This window comes from Mesorhizobium sp. M1403 (assembly GCF_040317695.1).
In the GTDB taxonomy this organism is placed as follows: domain Bacteria; phylum Pseudomonadota; class Alphaproteobacteria; order Rhizobiales; family Rhizobiaceae; genus Mesorhizobium.
Window position 1 is genome coordinate 1 of the sequence record NZ_JAMYKY010000038.1, and the last position, 21706, is coordinate 21706.

Genomic DNA, 21706 nt, shown 5'->3' on the forward strand with positions numbered 1-21706 from the left:
CTTCTCCATCTGCGCTTGGATGGCCGCCACGCCGGTTTCGATCTCGTCGAAGACCAGAGCGTACTGCTCCTCGCTCAGCGCACCGACCCGCAACCTTTCGGAGCGGCTGCCGAAGCGCGACCGCTCCAGCATCTTCACCACCGCCGTCAGTCGTGCGATCCGCTCCTCGGCGCTCTTGTTGACCAATTCGAGATGCGTGTTGTGGGCTTCGAGATCGGCATTGCGCTCTTCCAGACCGGCGGCTTTTTCGGCCATGGCAACAACCATCGCCTTGAGCGCGTCAACGTCGTCCGGGAGCGCAAGATCGGGTGCCGACATGGCCCAAATCAGAGCATATTCGCGGGCGATTTTCCCGCCTTTTCAGCCCCCTGATTCATCATGCCGCAGGGTTTTACCCAACCGATTGCGGCCGCCTGACGGTCTCTGTCCGCACCCGTTTCCAGTCCATTCCGTCGACCAAGGCCATGAGCTGGGCATGATTGAGCTGAACCCGGTGATGACCGATCCGCGGCCAGCAGAACTTCGCCTTTTCAAGTCGCTTCAAATAGAGGCACACGCCGCAGCCGTCCCACCAAACGATCTTGATCCTGTCGGCTCTTTTCGCACGGAAGACGTAAAGCGCACCGTTGAACGGATCCGAGCCGGCATCGCGCACCAGTGCCAGAAGGCCGTCGGGACCTTTTCTAAAATCGACGGGATGACTGGCGACCAACACCTTCACGCCGGCCGGGATCATGCCTGGCGGACCGCCCGGATAATCCTGGCCAAATGATCCTGGCCGACGTCGGCGCCGGCCCGAATGACCACATCGCCCAAACAGATCTCCACTGCCGAAGACGCCGCTTGGGTGACCTCGACAAAGCCAAGCCGATCCGCATCTCGCCGCGGCGTGACCGCACCGCTCTTGATCGCCTTGCTCCGCCAGCCGAACAGCTGGGCTGGCGCCATCCCCGCTTGTCTGGCGATGGCCGATACATTCGCGCCCGGCTTCAGTGTCGCCTCGATCAGCCGCGACTTCGCTTCCGCCGACCAGCGCCGGCGCGGACGCTGCGGGCTTGCCTCCAGTCGGTTGGCAACCGCTTCAAGAACATGGAAACTTCTATCATCAGGCATAGGCGCAGACATAGAAATTGACACTGTAAGCTCCTCGGCTTCTTCAGTGTCACTATCTCTCGCTCATCACCTCAAGCCGCGCCAGATGGGGTCGGCTTGGCGCTTACGATGGGGATAGCGGCGAGCAAAATCCGCCGGCAAGCCGACCATCCGAAGCAGGCGCTCGGCTTCGCCTCCGGCATCGCGACGCTTTAATCCATGGATGCGAAAAGGCTCTGTCAGGAGCGATCGAACCGTCAGCCTCGGCGAGAGTGAGCCGATTGGATCCTGGAACATTATCGCCATGCGCCGCAAATAGGGTTTGCGTTCGGTCCCGCTGAGCTGCTCGATTTCCTCTCCATCGAAGCGAATGCTACCGCTCACAGCCCGCTGCAAGCCGATGATCGTGCGCGCGATGGTGGATTTGCCCGAGCCGCTTTCACCGACAAGGGCGAGCGTCTCGCCCTTGCGGATTTCAAAGGACACACCGCATACCGCGTCGGGGATCGCCCGTGGTCCGAGCAGAATTGCGGCAGGATCCCCGGGCACCGCTCTGATCATCAGGAACAGAAGCGTCACCGCGATCGCAATGATTGCGATCGCGAGGGCGTTTCAGGAGATAGATCCACATGGGTTCCCGCCCGCTCACATTGCTCGAGCCTAAACCGGCTGGAAATCGACGTAGAGGGGGGTTCCGTCCGGGCGGGTTGCAGCTTCCATTTGTGTAGTGCGGTACATTATCGGTTTCGCCCCGTTGGTCAGGAAGCGGAATGCGCCCGATTCTTCCAATAGATCCTGCATCTCATAGTAGAGCTTCGCCCGCGCATCCCGGTCGTCGATCGTGACCGCCTTAGCGATCAGCTCATCAAAGCGTGTGCTTCGGAAGCGCTGCCAGTTCCAGAGGCCCACTTGATCTTGCACGAACCAGGTCACATTGAAATGCGGATCCGGCAGACCGTAGAACCCAATCATGAAGAGTTGCAGGTCCTTCCAGCGCTCGCCTTCCGACTCCATGCCGAGCGTCCAGAATGTGCTGTTATCTCGGACATTGACCTCGACCGAAATGCCGATCTGGGACAATTGCGCCTGCACCATCTGGGCAATAGTTGAATTGACGCTATCGTTTGCACAATCGATGGTCAAGTTCAGATCGCTCACACCGGCCTTTTCCAGAAACTCCTTTGCCTTTGCGAGATCGCCTTCTGGCGGAACGAGCGCCTTCGCACGGTGCCCGACGAGCCCCGGAGCGATCGGGCCTGTCGCCACGTTGACTTGGCCCGAATAGGCAGCGTCCAGGATCTGCGGCACATTGATCGCCCATTGGATCGCCTTACGGACATTGATGTCCTTCAGCTTCGGGTGATCCATGTTCATGCCGATCCAATAATACCAGAGCGAGGGCCATTCCTCGACCTTGGTGTTGGCGGGCGGGTTGCTCTTGAGGCCTGCAAGCGAATCCAGACTGATATCACTGAAATCCGTATCGCCTGCCAGATAGGCGCGTTCCCGGGCCTTAAGGTCGTCGACCGGCACGATGCGGATTTCGTCAAAGCCCGGCTTCGGGCCCGACCATTCCGGATTGCGGGTCAAGAGTATATACTGGTTGGGCTTCCAGTCGGCGAGCACATACGGGCCGGAGAAAGCTGGCGGCTTCATGCCGAAATCACCGCCGTCCTTGGTTGCCTTCATTACGGCATTCTCGGAAATGATTTGACCGGCAGCATCGGGGAGCGAAACGAGCCAAACAGGTATAAAAGGCGCCTTGAATACGATTACGCCAGTATAGTCGTCCTCCAACTCGACATGATCCAACGAACCCCAATTCGGCTTGAGCGGTAAATTGAGTTTTATAATGCGCTCGAAGGAGAACTTGACGTCCTTCGCAGTCATCTCGCCGTAACCGCCGGTGAACGTGATGCCTTTCTTCAGCCGGAAGCGAACATGCGTAGGATCGACCTGTTCCATTTTTTCTGCCGCATCAAGCTCCCAACCCCATTCAGAGCCCCGCTTGTAGCGCGTGAGCCTCGAATAAATGCAGTTCATCACGTCCGTTTCCACCGCTCGCGCGTTGAAAGCGGGATCGAGTTTGGTGAGGTCTCCGTCGGAACACGCCTTGAGCACTTTGCCTTCGGCCGCCCAAATGACTTGCGACAAGGGCATGCCGCCAGCGACGACCCCCCCGCCAAGCACGGCGCCGGTCTTGAGAAAGGACCGGCGGCTTGCATTGCCCATGGCATGTTTCATGATCTGCTCCCATTTTGATTTTGTTTAGTCGATAACAGTCACAGGGAAGGTTTAGGTCAGATCGAGTTTGTGTAGAGAGGTAGCTGGTTTGGAGATGAAGTCACACTGGCGTAAGGTCCTGGTTCCCATTCCGGTCCATTCGCCGAGCCGTTTTGGGAACGCTAGGGACCACGGACCAACAAAACAACGGAAGAAAAAGTTATGTGCCGCACGACTAAATGTTATCAGGGATGGCGGCACTGTAGGCCAGCTGATATCTCGTTGCATCCGACTGGTGTTGCCCGCACATATTCGGCATCGAAGTGTCATCGTCTCCGGCCGTCGAGGAACTGTTCGAATGTGTGACCCTGAGCCTTGCGTACGTTGCAGTCGCTTTTGACAGTGTGTGCAGCAGGCAGAAACCCCGACGGTTGACCCATCGGTATGCCGATGTCGTCCGCAACGCTGTTTATGAGCCGTCGGATTGGAGATTTCGTTGCGCATAATCCAAAGGTCGACCTAGTGGCCGAGTGCTCATTGCCGGCCTTGGTAAAACTCATATGCCGTCCCGCAGCTTCATTGTCGCGCCACAATTGTCTGTCGTCGAATGAAGCCATGCCGCCGGCCAGATGTTCCGGTGCCTCGGCGACGAAAGCGAGCCTCATGTCATCTCCCTCGCGAAATAGGCTGCGGCCTTCCTAATAACTCAGTGGCTGGCTGGCATTGGCGTGAGGGCAAAGCCGAGAGCCTTGGTGCGCCGATGCAGGTTTGCGGGGACGCGCGTGCCATGGCGTTCTTCATAGGCATCTGCGCCGGGGTCACGGTAGGTCACGCCGAGGCGCAGGGTGGTGCGGGCGGCGGCAGTGAATGCCTTTTGATTGCCAATCCGCGATGACAGGCGACAATAGAAGGCCCCGAGGGCGGTATCGCTACGCCCGATCGTGCTTGCTGCTAGGCGCAAAAGGGCAGCCGCGCGACTAGAAGATCGGCGCCTTCGAGACGATAGCAACTTGCCGCCGAATATCTTGTTGCCCTGCGCAAGGCAAACCCAGAACGCGAAGTGTTGGCGCTCGGGCAAGCGCTGAGATCGGTGCCACATTCCCTGATCGCCCCAGGCCATCGATCTGGGTCAGATCGACGCCAACCACACAAATAAAGTGCACTGCGGAGATCGAACGAAGGCGCATTCACCTGCTTCATCTTAACCCGCACCTTGGGCGCTTCTATTTGCGGAAACCGCGTTCGGCGTTGCAGCCACTACCGTCCAGACCATTGTCGCCGCCATCCTTGCGCCGGAAACTCTTGATCGAGGATCAGCGTCCGGTCCCACTGAGAAATGCTTCGACGACACAAACCGCTTCCCGCGGGACTACGCCAGCATCGCGCGCAGGAACTTCCGCGATCTCGCCTTCCAGAAAACGGTCTCGGTTCTTGGTGAATCTCGAGTGAGCGGAGGCCGGATCGTCAACACCAAGACCCGCGAACCATCGGAACAAACGATCGAACTCCATCCGCTCCATCAACTGACGCTCGGAGGGGTGCAGGAAAAGGTCTGCAACAGCATCGCGAGCAGACAACGCTGCGGCGCTATCGACGGACGGCGGATCGGGCGGATAAAGCACCGCATCCGCAGCTTCTCTTCGCGGTCGGCGCATGGCCGCCGCATGATGGGCCAAGTAGAGCGGGGCGCCTGCTCGCTCAGCGAGTGACCCGCGGGGCGACATTGTCCGGAAAAGAAAGCAGGAGGAGCTTGACGTCAACGACCCCAATCAGAGGCCTGCTAGACCAGCCTGCGCGGGATTGTACGGTTCCAGGTCTTGGTGAAGACCTCCGAGTCATGTTCGAAGGCCTTGATCTGACCCACAAACAAGAAGTCGTCTTTGGTAACGCTCACCCCCAGGCGACTCTCAACGCGGCAGTCCCAGTCGCCACGTTTGTACGCCGTGATGCATTGTGCGTCGATCTTGGCGCTGGTAGGATCGTGGTCAAGTATTTCCTTCACCTCGCGTTCTGTCGTCCACATCTCTGTGCCGATGGCATCAATTCGAGATGGTCCGTCGCCTTGGGCGTTGCGTATCGTAAGTTTGCTCGTTGTGGCATCCCATTCAGAGACTCTGGTTGGCTGTGGCGCGTCTTGCAAAATGGTTCGTCCGGAGGTCGGTTCTGGCACAAAAGCCGGGCCGAACGGCTTCAATTCCCTGTCCTCGGCCCGTGGCGGTCGTACCGGCAGATCGAGCTCGGACCGACCGGCATAAACCGTCAGCGTCACCGGCTCAGGTGACGGCCAGTATGCCGGCCAATGTGAAGTCGCCATGGTGATACGAATGCGCCTGCCCGATTTGAAAACATGGGCACAATCCTGCAGCGGCATGCGGATGCGATAACGTTTGCCGGGCACCAGCGGCTCAGGAAACTCATGACTGTCCCGGTGGGTCAGATTAAGCACATCATAGGTAATTCGCTTCGACAGGCCGTCCGGCTCGACTTCATTGAGTGTGACGGCCAGGAGTGCAACCGGTTTATCAACCGCCAGATCAAGAGCGACCACAGGCGCGCCGAGAATCTCGAAATCCCCCTCGAGCGGCTCGGAATCGAAAGTCAGTGAGCGAGCGTCGTCAATTCGCTGATCTATCGGCGCATCTTCGGCGCTTCTCAACCACCAACCAGGGGCCGTTGTTCCGACCGTCTGCAAAGGCTTGAGAACACGTGCTGTTTCAGCCCCGGCATTGCTCTCCAGTCCGTCTTTGGTCAAATAGAGCTTGCGTGGCCTGATACGAGGCGACGGCCAGCTATTCTCGGCCACCCACCGGCCGGGAATCTCCCATCGGTCGGGAATCTGGCACATGCCGCGCACTGACGGCTCTTGCTGCATCCAGACCCGGTACATCGGCTCGGCCATAATGCCGGTATCGATATCCTTGAGCCAGTAATCCCACCAACGCAGCGACTCAGTGAGCCAGTCTATGGTCGGACCCGGACCCGGATTGTCGATGTTGGGATATTGGTGGCCCCAGGGGCCGACAAGTCCTTTACGCGGACATTTGAGGTTGGCGAGCATGCGCGGAACCGTACGGCGATAAGCATCGAACCAACCACCTACGGCATAGACGGGACATTGAATGGCACTGTAATTTCCATCGTCCTCATTGAGTGACGCATGCTTCCAGTATGCGTCGCGGTCCTGGTGGGTCATCCAGTTTATGGGATAGTAGTCCATGTTATTGAGGCGCTCCATCCACATGGAGCGCCAGCGGTCGCCAACGACTGCCGGATCGGGAGGACTGCAAGTAATCACGGGGTAACGGGCACCCCATGCAATCCCGAACATGTCCTCCATTATCAAACCACCGGTGTAGGGCTCTTCGGTATAGCGGTCCTCAGTCGAGCAAACCGTGATGATCGCCTTGAGCGCAGGTGGACGTCGTGCAGCCACCTGCAGTGCACTGTAACCGCCCCAGGAAATCCCGAACATACCGACCTTGCCGGAACACCAGCGTTGCCTGGCGAGCCATGCAATGATCTCGACGCCGTCGTCCTGCTCCTGCTTGACATACTCGTCCTGCGGCAGTCCCTCCGAATCCCCTGATCCGCGAATGTCCGGTCGCACACAGGCATATCCATAGGAGGCCAAATAGCGGTACATCCCGCTAGTATTCTCACGCTTGCGGTAAGGGATATATTCCATGAGCACGGGCACCGGATTGTCGTCGGCGTCCTCCGGCAACCACATCCGTGCCGCAATCTTGGTGCCGTCGGACATCGGAATCCAGATGTTCTCGATTTCACGCACTTTGCGTGGACCTGTCCGGGCTATAACCTCAGGGATTCGGTCTGTCGTAGTGCTCATAGATGTCTCCGACAGTTGTTTAGGTCACGGACCGTCAGCACAGCTTGAGAGGCTGTTGCCTCTTATTGTTGGGAACGCTAGGGACCCGGGAGCAACAAAACAACGGAATAAAAAGTTATGTACCGCACGACTAAATGTTATCAGGCGGATGGATGGCCAGCTGATATCTCGCTGGGTGCAACGGGTGTGGCCTTAATGGTTCTGCAGTTGGTGCTGGCGGGACCGGATTGAGATCTGCGACCAGGGTGATCAGCCAATTGCGTAAGATCTGAACGTATCTCGCTCAATGCGGTATTGGGAATTACCAATGATGTTTTCGGCCAGTTGGATAGCTTTCCCTCTGAGGCCTTATGGTACCTCATTGAGGTAATCACTTGCCAAATGACGCAAGCCCAGCCCGATGCCGTAGTCCTTGATCACTGACGGGATCTCGTTGGATATTACTGAAGGTGATGGCGCGTTTGAATTCGGACGAAACCCCCGAACTGCCCAAGCCAGTGGACCCAAGGTTCGACCTCTGGGTTGTTCGCAACGAAATCTCCAATCCTACGGCTCATCAGCGTGGCGAATGAAGTTGGCATGCCGACGGTCAACCGTCGGGCTTTCTGCCTTTTCCGCACACTGTCAAAAGCTGCTGCAATATGCGCCAGGCTAAGGGTCGCAGCTTCAAACAACTCCTCGCCGGCGACAATGACACCTTCTGGTTTCCGCGTTGAAAAGCTGGGTGTCGAGGTGGTTCTCCAGCGTGGCGGCTCACTACCGCTTGAGTGACTGAAAGCTCATTTGTCAGCCTTGGTAAAACGCAAATGCCGTGCGGCAGCATTCAAATGCGCGTAGCGTGCTTGACGGAAGCCGTCGACAATCCTTCGACATGAGTAATTGTTATCCTCGCCTTGATAAAAAGTAAATTGCATCCCGCCCCGTTACCTATAAGCATCGCGATGTTCAATATCAAATGACTCGGGCTGCGAGCCCCGCAAGCGCTGGCCCCGAACATTGGCAAGGTTCGACAGGACGCCAATTCGAGGTGCAACTTAGAGCACTCCGGAGCGAATCCATGCCTACCGCGTAAAACAAGAAAGTTATTGTCTGTCGGGAGGGTGCGGGTGACGAACAAAGCTCAGCTTCACGGTGTGTGCGGCGATGTGCACGCCGTTTGCGAGCGGGAAAAGATCGATTACGCCGCCCGATACAAGGATCACATCGATGACCTCTTAGATGTGAGCTAAGGCCAGAGAGCTTGCGTGATCGACAATATGGCTCCTCAACTATTCTGGCCTACGGCGGACCCTGATTCCGCCTGGCCGGCGCTATCAGGTCCCTCCCAAGCAGTGCCGGTCACCTCTTGCGATGCCGATTGTCGTGAGCCAGCGTGCAACACCCATTCGTCGAACGGCGTCGCCACCGGGCAGAAAGGATCCGACGGCATCTCGAGCGGGTCTGCATCGAAACAACGGAACTCTCCCGGTACAAGCCATCAAAAAAATGCGTGCATTCCGCAAAATGAGCGATCTTAAAGACGAGGGCCTCGAACATAGAAGTCGCGCTGGAGGTTGGCATGAAGAACGCTTCCCATTTCACAAGAAGCTTCAAAAGGGTGCACGGCCAAACATCGGCTCGGGGTGTCATGCAGTCAGAACCCAAGAAATTGACAAAGCTGTGAGAAACTCTCTTTTCAGCTATTCCTGGCTCGGCCTCGCAATCCTGTTCGAGGTGACGGGCTCTACGTTTCTGCAGAAATCCAACCAGTTCACTAAACTAAGTCCAACTCTGGCCTGCATCGTCCTCTATGGAATTTCGTTCTTTTTTCTCACGCAAGCGTTGAAAAGCCTGCCACTGGGCGTCGCCTATGCGATATGGTCAGGCTTGGGGATCGTGCTTACTGCGGCTATCGGCGCGGTCATCTTTGGGCAGAAGTTGGATACTGCAGCAATCGGCGGGATTATGTTAATCGTCAGCGGCGTCGTTGTTATGCAGGTTTTCTCGCACGCGGGGACCCATTAAATGAGAATATTGACATGATCGGCGTCTATTCCGATCCGGGTCATATGAAGTTTGCTTACACCCGCAACAATGCTTTCGGCGGCGCCCGCCACAACGAGGACATAGACCTTCCAAGGACATCATGGCTTAATCGATAAGCCTACCATTTGTTTCGGATTCAAACGCCTATGGCATTTGTCAGCATGGCCGCAATATCCGTGACGATCAGATTCGCGCTTGGGCCGTCACCGGATGTTGCAACGCTTTGATTACCGGCGCTATGGCATTCGACCAGTTCCGAGCACGATGAACCTCAGATGCGGTCGCCGTTCAATACCTGAACCGCTTCCGGCGGGCAAGGGCTCAAAAGGATGAAACCATTCTCCAAAACGGCATTCACGCATGCCAGGTATCGGTTCATCCACCTGATCGGCCAGGACGGATCGGATCCTGGCGGATTACGGAATTGGGAAATGGCGGAAGAACCCTTCTTCCGACCAAAGCATGGCGGCGAACTCCGGTCCGATGCCCTTCACGTCCAGCAACATCGCGGCCGGGGTGGGCGTTGCCGCGTCTTGCCCCTCGCCCAGCACGCGGCTCGCTCCGCCTCCACGGCTTTGACTTACTAGAGAAGCAGTTCCAGCCGATCGAGTTCGCGACATATCTGCGCTTTGAGATGCGCTGGCAGAGCTCGGCCGTCGCCGGCCCGCAGTTCCTCAAGCCGTGCCCGCCGATCGCGGCGCAGCGGCTCGTATCCGGAGATGCCCCGTGCAACAACAATCTTTCGAGTAATGCGACGGCGGTCTCCCTCTTTCCGGCTGGGGGCCTTGACTCATCGCCCACACCTGGGACTCGCCGCGCTTGTATGCCAGTAGCGTCTGCACCATGACTTCGCCGTCGATCCTGTCGGTCGTCCCGCCGTCACCGCCAAGATGTCGCGATCGAGGCGGGATCGACGACGTGGCTTTCGATCCCTTCAGCCAGCAGTTCGCGGCGGAGCCAAAACCCCGTCGAGACAGCTTCTTGGATCTCCGCCTAGACCCTGCGTCGTTGCCGAAGCCGATCTTATCCCGTTATCCCGGCAAAGACAGGCGGTCGCCGTTTTGTCCAAGGGATTGCCTGTTCCAAATCCCGCGCAACGCGGACAACAGTCGCCTCATCGCCGAAGCGGCCGACGATCTGAATCCCGATGGGCAATCCTTCGGTGCTGCAGAAGAGCGGCAATGACACCGACGGTTGACCGGTCACACTTAATACACCAAGATACTGGCAGAATCCCACCGCGTCCAAGGTTAGATACTCGTCTACCGACATGTTTTCAGTTGAGTGAGCATCGTGCCGAACAGCCGTGCAAGGCATGGTAGGTGTCAGCAAGATGTCAAAATCCTGAACGGCCTTTGCTACATCGAAACGTATTTTCCGGGCGTGTTCGAAGATTTTTTCTGCATAGGACAGCGGGAGATGCTTCGCCCTCTCGTAGAATATAAGATTTATGTTTTCGAGTGTCGTTTCATCCACTTTTCGGCCGAGAGCACTTGCCACGGCATCTAGATTTGCACGGCCGAAATAAGTAGAGCCAGCGATAACCTCGCGATAATCCGAGGCAGAAAATGGCTGGTCGATTTCCTCCACCACATGGCCCATTCCCTCAAGCACTTTGGCCGTTTCCGCCACCCGGTCGCGAATTTCCGGATCGAGCTTCAACTCGGCCCATGAACTCAATGCGACGCCGATCTTTAAGCGGCCGCTCGGCTGCGAAAGCTCTTCAACGTAGGGGCGTTCCGGGCGGCGGATAAGGAACGGGTCGCCCGGGTAGCTCCCGGATAGCACGTCGAGGGCCGCCGCCATATCGCGAACCGTCCGACAAAGGACGAAGCTTCGAACTATACCGTGCCCTGGATCCTGGTCGTTGGGCCCGCCGGAGATGCGCCCGCGCGTGGGGTTAAGACCCACCAGCCCGCAATAGGATGCCGGAATACGAATGGATCCGCCGCCGTCACTTGCTGATGCTATGGGGACGATGCCGGCGGCCACTGCCGCTCCTGACCCCGAGGACGAGCCGCCTACTGTCCGATCCAGATTCCAGGGATTGCGCGTAATTCCACACATTGCAGTTTCACTAAGGGCGGATACTCCTAGTTCAGTTGTCGTCGTGCGGCCCACAATGCGCAAGCCCCCGGCCCTGGCCCGCTCAACGAAATAGCTATCAACGTTGGGACGGAAGCCTCGATAGAGCCGGGTTCCGCATTCGTAGAGGCGACCAGCTTCGGTTACACTAATATCCTTCCGCAGCAAGGGCACGCCGCCGAACGGACCTGCATCTGAGCCAGGCACGGATTCCGCGTCCTCATAGAACTCCACCACGGCGTTGAGCGTTGGGTTAACTTGATCGTGGGCCTCACGGGCGAGTCGGGCAAGCTCTACCGCGGTGACCTCGCGCCTGCGAACTAGTTCCGCGAGCCCGGTGGCGTCATACCTCGAATATTCATGGAGCTTCATATGGGCTTTCCTTTAACCACTCTTCGAGAATTGTAGTGTTCATTCATCGGATGGACGTGTTCCCTCCGCCCAATCTCGACTTCATTCAGCAACAGCGCTTCCCCCTAAAAACAGCGGTGCGCGCTACCGAAATTGATTGACGCCACAGTCGGGCGGTGGAATCAGAGGTGAATCCTGCTGCCCGGAGAGCGAAAGACTTGCTCGCTCCGCGCTTCTGCGAGTGATGGCAACCCAAGCTCCTGCCTGCAACATCCAAGGCTCTCCTTAGTCACGATCGTTTGGTTCCGACTGAGACAGGGTGTGACCGTCCAAACCGGAGATGATTTCACGCTCGAGCGGGAAATGGCATCTGAAGCTGTGTTCGGTATCATCCGGGCTTGTTGAAGGTTCGGGGAAGACGCGGCTGCAGATATCCTGCGCGTAGCGACAGCGCGTGTGAAACTCGCAGCCGGGTGGCCGCCGCAACAGGCTCGGCACCTCACCCTTGAGCTCGATCCGGTTCAGCACCGCATCCGGGTCAGGCTCGGGATTGGCCGCAAGCAGCGCCTCGGTGTAGGGGTGCCGCGGTTGATCGAAGATACGTTCGGTCGAGCCGACCTCAATAAAGCGGCCAAGATACATGATCGCCATACGGTCGGTCATGTGACGGACCACGTTAAGATTGTGCGTGATAATCAGGATCGCCATGCCGAGTTCATCCTGAAGCCGCGCGAGAAGATTGAGCACCTCCCCCTGCACTGAGACGTCGAGGCCCGCGGTCGGCTCATCGGCAATAATCAAGTCCGGATTCAGTGCAAGAGCACGCGCGATACCCACGCGCCTGGCCTGACCTCCGGAAAGCTGATGGGGATAGCGGCGAGCAAAATCCGCCGGCAAGCCGACCATCCGAAGCAGGCGCTCGGCTTCGCCTCCGGCATCGCGACGCTTTAATCCATGGATGCGAAAAGGCTCTGTCAGGAGCGATCGAACCGTCAGCCTCGGCGAGAGTGAGCCGATTGGATCCTGGAACATTATCGCCATGCGCCGCAAATAGGGTTTGCGTTCGGTCCCGCTGAGCTCCTCGATTTCCTCTCCATCGAAGCGAATGCTACCGCTCACAGCCCGCTGCAAGCCGATGATCGTGCGCGCGATGGTGGATTTGCCCGAGCCGCTTTCACCGACAAGGGCGAGCGTCTCGCCCTTGCGGATTTCAAAGGACACACCGCATACTGCGTCGATGAAAGGGGCTTTCGTCCCGGTTGCGAGCGCCTTCAGCGGACCCATGGTGCGGAAGCGGACGCGCAGGTCCTGAACCCGAAGCAGCGCGCTCATGCCGAAACCAACCGCACTTCGTCGAGGAGATGGCATCGAGCGACCTGATCCACACCGATGCGATACTCAGTCGGGTTGTCGTGCGAACAGCGGTTGTACGCATGTTGGCAGCGCGTGCGGAAGATGCATCCCACCCTGCTGCCGAGGAGACTCGGCACCTCGCCCGGAATGGTCGGCAAAGTGCGCGTGCTTTTTTTGATACGCCCGGGATCGCACTCAAGCAGCGCGCGCGTGTAGGGGTGAGCAGGATTGTGGAAGATGTCCCGAACGGCGCCCTGCTCCACCACTTCGCCCGCATACATGACGGCGACTCGGTCGCACAACTCGGCCACCGCGCCGAGGTGGTGGGAGATGAAGAGAATCGAGCAACCAATTTCTTTTTGCAAATCCTTGAGCAAATGAATGATCTGCACTTCCAGCGTTGCATCGAGCGCGGTGGTTGGCTCGTCAGCGACGAGCAACGTGGGTTTCACAAGAAGCGCCATGGCAATGCAAACGCGCTGACGCATGCCGCCAGAGAAGTGATGCGGATAGGCGCCAATACGGCTTTGGGGATCGGGAATTCCGACCCGATCAAGCATCTCGAGGGCTCGATCGCGCTTTTCGCGGCGGCTTCCTTGTTCGTGGTGCTGGATATCGATCATCTGGCTCTCGATGGTCCGCACCGGATTGAGTGCGGTCATCGGATCCTGAAAAATCATGGAGAGACGATCGCCAAGCAGGCTCCGACGCGCCTGAGCAGTTATCGTGAGCAAGTCTTTACCTTCGAACAGGATGCTGCCGGCGGTGACATCTGCATTTTCTGGAAGCAGGCCCATCACCGTATAGGCGAGCGTCGATTTTCCAGATCCGCTTTCGCCGACGATGCCAACCACCTGTCCGGCTGGCACATCGAGCGACACATTGCGCAGGGCGTGGACGCGCCCGCGCGGTGTGCCGAAATCGAGATTTAGGTCGCGGATCTCAAGAAGCGGGCGACTGGATGAGAACGGCGGTCTCGGATCGTCTCGTCTCATAGATCTTTCCGCAATTTGGGATCGAATATGTCGCGTAGCGCCTCGCCCAGGAACGTGAAGCCAAGCGTTGCCAGGACGATCGGAATGCCGCTAGCGATCACCAGCCAAGGGGTTTGGTTAATGTAGCTATAGCCATCGTTGAGGAGAGCTCCCCAATCGGGCGTTGGTGGTCGCACGCCCATGCCGAGAAAGCTGAGACCCGCCTCTACGGCGATGACGGCCGGCACGTCCATGCTCACCAGAATGAGAAGCGGGCCGAGGACATTGGGCAGTACATGAATGGCGAGGATGCGCGTCGTGCCGGCGCCCATACTGCGCTCTGCAGCGATATACTCACTGCTGCGCAGCGCCTCTGTCTGGGTGCGTACGACACGCGCGTAGATGGGCATGGACGTTATCGAGATGACGAGAATGACGCTCCCCAGACTTGGTCCCAGAAGTGCGATCATGGCCAGCGCAAAAATGATCCCTGGAAACGACCGGATCGTATCGAAGAAAAGCAGGAGCAAATTGTCGAGCCAACGCGGACCGAAGCCCGCGATCAAACCAAGGACTAGGCCGACTGCCAGTGAACTGCCTAGAGAGGCGAACGCAACGAGGAGCGGGATGCGGCCGCCCATGATAGCGCGAGAAAACGTGTCGCGGCCCAGTTGATCCGTACCTAGCAGAAAATCCAGTGAAGGTGCGGCCAGACGAGGCCCGACCATGATCCGGATCGGATCATGCGTGATCATCAGCGGAGCGAAGATCGCGCTTGCTGTTATGAGTACGACAAGCACTGCTCCGAGCATGCCCAGGCGGTTTTTGCGAAATTGCCGCAAAAAGGTGCGAAAGGCGCCGGTAGCCATCGCATCGTTGGTTTCGGGACGGATGGCTTCAACGCTTACCATGTCAAAGCTTTTCCCGGGTTCGCGGATCGAGAAATGCGTTGACAAGATCCGAGAGCGTCGTAGCACTAACAATTAGGAACGTGCTCACGAGGACGACACCCATCACAATCGGATAGTTGCGCGTATTGACCGCGTTCACAATCAAAGCGCCGATGCCAGGTCTCGCGAAGACCACCTCGATAAAGACAGCGGACGAAAGAAGCCACGCAATGCCTACCCCGAGTATGGTCACGGTCGGCAGGATTGCGAGCGGCAGCGCGTAGCGCGCAACGATGCGCCATTCGGAGATCCCGAAGGAGCGGGCCATGCGCACGTGGTTTTCTCCCAGAACCTCAAGCATGGACGCGCGCACCAATCGGGAGATGTAGCCGACCCAGCCAACCCCTATGGCGAACCCTGGGAGAATGAGATGGATAAGTCCATCCCAAAAGCCATTACCGGCTCCGATCGCTGGCAACCAGCGCAAAGTCACGGCAAAAATCAGCAGCGCAAAGACTGCCACGACAAAGGATGGAATTGCGATCGTGGCGACCGCCATGACCCCGACGACCTGGTCGATCACGGAGTTGCGCCGCATCGCCGAGTAGCAGCCCAGCGGCACGGCCATCACGACCGCCCAGAAGATCGAGACCAAAATCAGTTCGATCGTATAGGGCAGTTGCTCGAAGACAATGTCGGCTACAGGTTTACGGCTGAATACGTCGAAGCCGAGATCGCCGTGGAGCAGCCCGCCGAAGAAAGTAGCGATCTGCACAACGAGCGGCTTGTCGAGCCCCATCTCCTGATGCAGCAACGCCTTCATTTCGGGGGTCGCCCGTGGTCCGAGCAGAATCGCGGCAGGATCCCCGGGCACCGCTCTGATCATCAGGAACAGAAGCGCCACCGCGATCGCAATGATTGCGATCGCGAGGACAATGCGTTTCAGGAGATAGATCCACATGATTCCCGCCCGATCACATCGCTCGAGCCTAAACCGGCTTGAAATCGACGTAGAGCGCTCGTCCGTCAGGGCGGGTTGCGGCCTGCATTCGCGTGTTGCGATATATAGCCGCGTCGCCCCCATGGGTCAGGAAGCGGAATGCGCCGGATTGCTCCATGATATCCTGCATCTCGTAGTATAGCTTCGCCCGCTCGTTCGGGTCGTTGATGGTGAGCGCCCTGTCGTTGAGCTCATCAAAGCGTGCGCTGCGAAATCGCTGCCAGTTCCAGACGCCGACCTGATTACTCACGAAGTAGCCAGTTGCAGGAGACGGATCGGGAAAACCATCGAACTTCATTACGAAGAGTTGCAGGTCCTTCCAGCGGTCGCCTTCCGATTCCATGCCAAGGCTCCAGTAGGAGCCAGAATCCTGGGTATTGACCTGGACCGTTATGCCGATCTGTGACAATTGCGCCTGCACCATCGCGGCTATGGTCGAATCTGTGCTCCCGTTCAGGCAATCGATGGTCAAGTTCAGATCGCTCACACCGGCCTTTTCCAGAAACTCCTTTGCCTTTGCGACATCGCCTTCCGGCGGGACGAGTGCCTTGTCGCGATGCCCAACAATGCCCGGAGCAATGGTGCCTGTTGCGACGACGGCGTGACCTGCATAGGCAGCATCCAGGATCTGCGGCACGTTGATCGCCCATTGGATCGCCTTGCGAACATTAATGTCCTTCAGCTTCGGGTGATCCATATTGATGCCGATCCAGCCGTAATCCAGCGAGGGCTTTTCCTCAATCGTGGTATCGGCGAGTGGCGCGTCCTTGAACGTCGCTAACGAATCCAGACTGACATGGGTGAAATCGATATCGCCGGCCTGATACGCGCGTTCCGCCGACTTGATGTCGTTGATCGGCAGAATGCGAACTTCATCAAAGCCCGGCTTCGGGCCTGACCAATCCGGGTTGCGGGTCAAGAGCAGATACTGGTTCGCCTTCCAGTCGTTGACCATATACGGGCCGGAGAAAGCTGACGGCTTCAGGCCGAAATCACCGCCGTCCTTGGTCGCCTTCATGACCGCATCTTCGGAAAGGATGTGGCCAACTCCAAAGGGAAGGGTGAGCATCCAAACAGGTACGTAAGGAGCTTTGAACACAATTACGCCGGTGTGATCATCCTCGATCTCGACACGGTCGAACGAACCCCAATCAGGTTTCGTCGGCGAATTATGCTTGATGACGCGCTCAAAGGAGAATTTGACGTCCTTCGCAGTCATCTCGCCGTGACCGCCGGTAAACTTGATGCCTTTCTTCAGACGAAAGCGAACGTGCGTAGGGTCGACCTGCTCGATCTTTTCCGCCGCCTCCAGCTCCCAACCCCATTTGGTGCCGGGGGTGTAACGCGTGAGCTTTGAATAAATGCAATTCATCACCGCGACATCGGGTTCACCGTGGTAGAAGCCGGGATCGAAGGTTTCGATATCACGAGGGGAACGCGCTTTGAACACTTTGCCTTCGGCCGCCCAAATGACTTGCGACAACGGCATGCCGCCAGCGACGACCCCCCCGCCAAGCACGGCGCCGGTCTTGAGAAAGGACCGGCGGCTTACATTGCTCATGGTATGTTTCATGATCTGCTCCCATTTTGATTTTGTTTAGTCGATAACAGTCACAACGAAGGCTTGCGTCAAATTCAGAGGTCAGCTGGTTGGAAATGAAGTCGCTGGCGAAGGCCGTAGTTCCCATCCGGCCATTCGCCGGGCCATTTTACACCTAGGAACGCTAGGGGCCCGGGAGCAGCAAAACAACGGAAGAAAAAGTTATGTGCCGCACGACTAAATGTTATCAGGGATGGCGGCACTGTAGGCCAGCTGATATCTCGTTGCACCCGACTGGTGTTGCCCGCACATATTCGGCAGCGAAGCTGGCCAGATCGGATTTACGTCTGCGACCTGTCAATTGCGAAAGATCTGAACGTCGTCTCGTTCAATGGCGGTATCTGGACTTTCCAAATGATGGTTTCGGCCAGTGAGATAGCTTCATTCAGAGGCCTTATCCGGGTGCCTGCATTGAGCGAATCGCTTCCCAAATTACGCCAGCCCGGACTGGACCATCGTTGGATAACTATTGAAAGTAATGGCGCGTTTGAAGTTGGACGAAACTCCGGTCCAAGCCAGCGGGCCCAATTCAAAGGTGACCAACGAGGAGGACGAATGCTGATCGTCGAGATCCAAAAGTACCTCGTTACCAGATACTCCGGAGTCAGAATGCGCAGGGAGAGATGCAGCAGCTGTGAAGCGCGTCGTGCGCTCGACCAGCGTGCCGATGACCGGAGCTGCCAAGGCCCAGGATAAGGTTCCCTCCTAGGGCCTTGGCACCGCGCGACCGGCCGCTTCGGGACGTTGGCTGATCGTGATCTCCAGCGAGACAAAGCCCTTGCCTCGCCTGCGTACGCGCTCCCTCGGCACCCGCAGGCGGTGAGCTCGCGGCGTAGCGCTCCGCGGCCCTGAACGAAGAGGACCAGATAGATGGCTTCGTGACTTATGTGCATTGTCTTGTCGTCCGGGAAGTCGATCGGCAAGCGCGGGGATCTACACCGAGCTCCGGGCCCTGGCCCATCGCCGGTCCTTTCGAGGGCCATGCCGGCGGCCCTTCCACGGCACGGCAGGACCATGAACGGGAATGCCACTCGGGGCGAAGACGACGCCAGCAAGCCTCTCCTCTACACAAGTCTCTCCTCTACATCTCTGCTCTACATAAGTGTGCAAGGCTCGTGTTTAGGACAAGCTTGGTCAGTTTGGGTCGACGGGCCGATTGGTGGCATGCCACTAGGCGGTCGTCGCGCGATACTCCAACCCGCCACTGCGCGTGGCTGCATTGCGCCGCAGTTCACGGGAGATGGTCGAGGCGGACCGACCGGCCGGCGCCGGTGACCGACGGCTTTGATGTGTCAGTGGTATTGGAGCCGCGCCCAGGTTCTCAGCCACTGAGCGAGGAGGTCTTCCCGACCTGCAGCAAATCGTATCAATCCACTACGCGCCGATGCTTGAGATCTGTAACGACCCCATTCTGGCACATCGATGTCGTGCGGGGACCGTCCAACCCCAACATCATGCGGCGGCCCGGCGCCGACCGCGAAGAGAAGGACCCACGGAGCGAAATCGTCCGGACAATAAAGCATGAGGAGCTTGACCTCAACGACCCCAATCAGAAGCCTGCTAGACCAGCCTGCGCGGGATTGTACGGTTCCAGGTCTTGGTGAAGACCTCCGCGTCATGTTCGAAGGCCTTGATCTGACCCACAAATAAAAATTCGTCTTTGGTAACGCTCACCCGCAGGCGACCCTCGATGCGGCAGTCCCAGTCACCACGTTTGTACGCCGTAATGTTTTGCGCGTCGATCTTGGCGCTGGTGGGATCGTGTTCAACTATTTCTATCACCTCGCTTCGTGTCGTCCACATCTCGGTGCCGATGGCGTCAATCCGGGATCGTCCGTCGCCTTGGGCGTTGTGTATCGTAAGTTTGCTCGTTGTGGCATCCCATTCAGAGACTCTGGTTGGCTTTGGCGCTTCTTGTAAAATGGTTCGTCCGGAGGTCGGTTCTGGCATATAGGCCGGGCCGAACGGCTTCAAGTCCCTGTCCTGGGCCCGCGGCGGTCGTACCGGCAGATCGAGCTCGGACCGCCCGGCATAAACCGTCAGCGTCACCGGCTCAGGTGACGGCCAGTATGTTGGCCAACGTGAAGTCGACACGGCAACACGAATGTGCCTGCCCGATTTGAAAACATGGGCACAATCCTGCAGGGGCAGGCGGATGCGATAGCGTTTGCCCGGCTCCAGCGGCTCAGGAAACTCATGACTGTCCCGGTGGGTCAGATTGAGCACATCATAGGTAATTCGCTTCGACAGGCCGTCCGGCTCGACTTCATTGAGACTGACGGCCAGGAGCGCAACCGGTTTGTCGACCGCCAGATCGAGGGTGACCACAGGCGCGCCGAGAATCTCGAAGTCCCCCTCAAGCGGCTCGGAATCGAACGTCAGTGAGCGAGCGTCGTCAATTCGCTGATCGGTCGGAGCATCCTCGATAAACGGATGCCAACCCGGCGCCGTTGTTCCAACCGTCTGCAAAGGCTTGAGAACACGGGCTGTTTCAGTACCGGCATTGTTCTCCAGTCCGTCCTTGGTGAGATAGAATTTACGCGGCGTGATGCGCGGCGACGGCCAGGTTTCCTCGCCCACCCACCGGCCGGGCGTCTCGTGTACGCCGCGCATTACCGGCTCTTGCTGCATCCAGACCCGGTACATCGGCTCGGCCATGATGCCCGTATCGATATCCTTGAGCCAGTGATCCCACCAACGCAGCGACTCAGTGAGCCAGTCTATCGCTGGACCCGGATCGCCATTGTTCGGATATTGGTGAGCCCAGGGGCCGAGGAGGCCTTTGCGCGGGCATTTGAGGTTGGCGAGCATGCGCGGAACCGTGCGGTGAAAAGGATCTAACCAACCACCTACGGCATAGACGGGGCATTGAATGGCACCGTAATTTCCATCGTCCTCATTGAGTGACGCATGCTTCCAGTATGCGTCGCGGTGCTGGTGGGTAAGGTGGATCATGGGATAGTAGTCGACGTTATTGAGACGCTGCATCCACATGTCCCGCCAGCGGTCCCCAACAATGGCCGGATCGGGAGGACTGCAAGCAAGAACGGGGTAACCGGGACCCCATGTATTCCCGAACATGTCCATGTTGATCAAACCACCGCCGTAGGGCTCTGTGGAATAGCGGTCCTCAGTCGAGCAAACCGTGATGATCGCCTTGAGCGCAGGTGGACGTCGTGCAGCCACCTGCAGTGCACTGTAACCGCCCCAGGAAATCCCGAACATACCGACCTTGCCGGTACACCAGCGTTGCCTGGCGAGCCACGCGATGATGTCGACGCCGTCGTCCTGCTCCTGCTTGACATACTCGTTCTGCGGCAATCCCTCCGAATCTCCCGATCCGCGAATGTCCGGCCGCACACAAGCATATCCATAGGAAGCCAAGTAGGGGTGAGTGGTTTCATCACGAAATCGCGTACGGTCGCGCTTGCGGTAAGGGATGTATTCTATCAGCGCGGGCACCGGCCTGTCCTCGGCATCCTCCGGCAGCCACATGCGCGCCGCAATCTTGGTGCCATCGGACATCGGAATCCAGATGTTCTCGATTTCACGCACTTTGCGTGGACCTGTCCGGGCTATAACCTGAGGGATTTGGTCTGTCGTAGTGCTCATAGATGTCTCCGACAGTTGTTTAGGTCACGGACCGTCAGCACAGCTTGAGAGGCTGTTGCCTTTTATTGTTGGGAACGCTAGGGGCCCGGGAGCAACAAAACAACGGAATAAAAAGTTATGTACCGCACGACTAAATGTTATCAGGTGGATGGATGGCCAGCTGATATCTCGCTGGGTGCAACGGGTGTGGCCTTAATGGTTCTGCAGTTGGTGCTGGCGGGACCGGATTGAGATTTGCGACCAGGGTGATCAACCAATTGCGTAAGATCTGAACATATGAACGTATCTCGCTCAATGCGGTATGGGAATTACCAATGATGTTTTCGGCCAGTTGGATAGCTTTCCCTCTGAGGCCTTATCAAGGTACCTCATTGAGGTAATCACTTGCCAAATGACGCAAGCCCAGCCCGTTTGCCATAGCCTCTGATTACAGCCCTGCATCATCGTTGGATAATTGTTGAACGTATACCAGATCCACCGGAGTCAGAATGCGCGGCGAGTGTGTTTGATATGACTTACAGGAAGCCGGGAAGACTTTCTCGCCGAAGAGCTCGGTGGCTGTGATCCCCGGGCGCGCCAAGTGCAGGTCACCTCTGGGTTGTTCGCACGAAATCTCCAATCCGACGGCTCATCAGCGTTGCGAACGACGTTGCC

General features: G+C 57.8%; 14 protein-coding genes and 4 pseudogenes. 1 reads left to right on the plus strand and 17 read right to left on the minus strand.

Translation table 11 applies throughout. The features are described from left to right. The 8 genes and pseudogenes from NKH01_RS31890 to NKH01_RS31925 all read right to left on the minus strand — a co-directional run. Positions 1 to 318 (minus strand): IS66 family transposase (locus NKH01_RS31890; RefSeq protein WP_502912707.1); only part of this gene is annotated, 318 nt, incomplete at its 3' end. Positions 319 to 391: 73 nt separating this feature from the next. Next, positions 392 to 736: an IS66 family insertion sequence element accessory protein TnpB gene (gene tnpB, locus NKH01_RS31895; protein WP_353024269.1), complete on the minus strand. Its 345-nt coding sequence runs from the start codon at positions 734 to 736 to the stop codon at positions 392 to 394. Then, positions 733 to 1113 (minus strand): transposase, encoded by a 381-nt coding sequence (locus tag NKH01_RS31900; protein ID WP_353024271.1) that lies wholly within the window; start codon positions 1111 to 1113, stop codon positions 733 to 735. The genes tnpB and NKH01_RS31900 overlap by 4 nt, the downstream gene beginning before the upstream one ends. A gap of 66 nt (positions 1114 to 1179) precedes the next feature. Then, positions 1180 to 1671 carry an ATP-binding cassette domain-containing protein gene (locus tag NKH01_RS31905; RefSeq protein ID WP_353024273.1) on the minus strand — a complete coding sequence of 164 codons (492 nt, stop codon included), beginning with the start codon at positions 1669 to 1671 and terminating at the stop codon, positions 1180 to 1182. An 81-nt stretch (positions 1672 to 1752) separates the two neighbouring features. Beyond that, positions 1753 to 3336, minus strand: coding sequence for an ABC transporter substrate-binding protein (locus tag NKH01_RS31910; protein WP_353024275.1), 1584 nt, complete (start codon positions 3334 to 3336; stop codon positions 1753 to 1755). A 685-nt stretch (positions 3337 to 4021) separates the two neighbouring features. Continuing rightward, positions 4022 to 4533: pseudogene (locus NKH01_RS31915) on the minus strand (IS110 family transposase); the annotation flags it as partial. A gap of 14 nt (positions 4534 to 4547) precedes the next feature. Beyond that, a pseudogene (locus tag NKH01_RS31920) lies at positions 4548 to 4915 on the minus strand (transposase); the annotation flags it as partial. Positions 4916 to 5095: 180 nt separating this feature from the next. Continuing rightward, complete coding sequence (locus tag NKH01_RS31925) at positions 5096 to 7105, minus strand: CocE/NonD family hydrolase (protein ID WP_353024279.1); 2010 nt, start codon at positions 7103 to 7105, stop codon at positions 5096 to 5098. Positions 7106 to 8512: 1407 nt separating this feature from the next. Between NKH01_RS31925 and NKH01_RS35395 the strand changes: the two genes are divergently transcribed. Beyond that, positions 8513 to 9166: a DMT family transporter gene (locus tag NKH01_RS35395; protein ID WP_502912708.1), complete on the plus strand. Its 654-nt coding sequence runs from the start codon at positions 8513 to 8515 to the stop codon at positions 9164 to 9166. 449 nt (positions 9167 to 9615) lie between these two features. On the opposite strand, the pseudogene NKH01_RS31935 reads toward NKH01_RS35395, so the two are convergent. The 9 genes and pseudogenes from NKH01_RS31935 to NKH01_RS31975 all read right to left on the minus strand — a co-directional run. Continuing rightward, a pseudogene (locus NKH01_RS31935) lies at positions 9616 to 10174 on the minus strand (transposase); the annotation flags it as partial. 36 nt (positions 10175 to 10210) lie between these two features. Continuing rightward, positions 10211 to 11644 (minus strand): amidase, encoded by a 1434-nt coding sequence (locus NKH01_RS31940; RefSeq protein ID WP_353024282.1) that lies wholly within the window; start codon positions 11642 to 11644, stop codon positions 10211 to 10213. Positions 11645 to 11908: 264 nt separating this feature from the next. Further along, positions 11909 to 12955 (minus strand): ABC transporter ATP-binding protein, encoded by a 1047-nt coding sequence (locus NKH01_RS31945; RefSeq protein WP_353024284.1) that lies wholly within the window; start codon positions 12953 to 12955, stop codon positions 11909 to 11911. Beyond that, positions 12952 to 13971: an ABC transporter ATP-binding protein gene (locus NKH01_RS31950; RefSeq protein ID WP_353024286.1), complete on the minus strand. Its 1020-nt coding sequence runs from the start codon at positions 13969 to 13971 to the stop codon at positions 12952 to 12954. Before NKH01_RS31950 ends, NKH01_RS31945 begins: the two co-directional genes overlap by 4 nt. Beyond that, positions 13968 to 14861, minus strand: a complete 894-nt coding sequence (locus NKH01_RS31955) for an ABC transporter permease (protein ID WP_353024288.1) — start codon at positions 14859 to 14861, stop codon at positions 13968 to 13970. The genes NKH01_RS31950 and NKH01_RS31955 overlap by 4 nt, the downstream gene beginning before the upstream one ends. A 1-nt stretch (position 14862) precedes the next feature. Then, positions 14863 to 15801, minus strand: a complete 939-nt coding sequence (locus NKH01_RS31960; RefSeq protein ID WP_353024290.1) for an ABC transporter permease — start codon at positions 15799 to 15801, stop codon at positions 14863 to 14865. A 28-nt stretch (positions 15802 to 15829) separates the two neighbouring features. Then, positions 15830 to 17413: an ABC transporter substrate-binding protein gene (locus tag NKH01_RS31965; RefSeq protein WP_353024292.1), complete on the minus strand. Its 1584-nt coding sequence runs from the start codon at positions 17411 to 17413 to the stop codon at positions 15830 to 15832. A gap of 618 nt (positions 17414 to 18031) precedes the next feature. Next, positions 18032 to 18700, minus strand: a pseudogene (locus NKH01_RS31970) (transposase); the annotation flags it as partial. Positions 18701 to 19000: 300 nt separating this feature from the next. Then, positions 19001 to 20995 carry a CocE/NonD family hydrolase gene (locus NKH01_RS31975; RefSeq protein ID WP_353024294.1) on the minus strand — a complete coding sequence of 665 codons (1995 nt, stop codon included), beginning with the start codon at positions 20993 to 20995 and terminating at the stop codon, positions 19001 to 19003. Positions 20996 to 21706 lie beyond the last annotated feature (711 nt).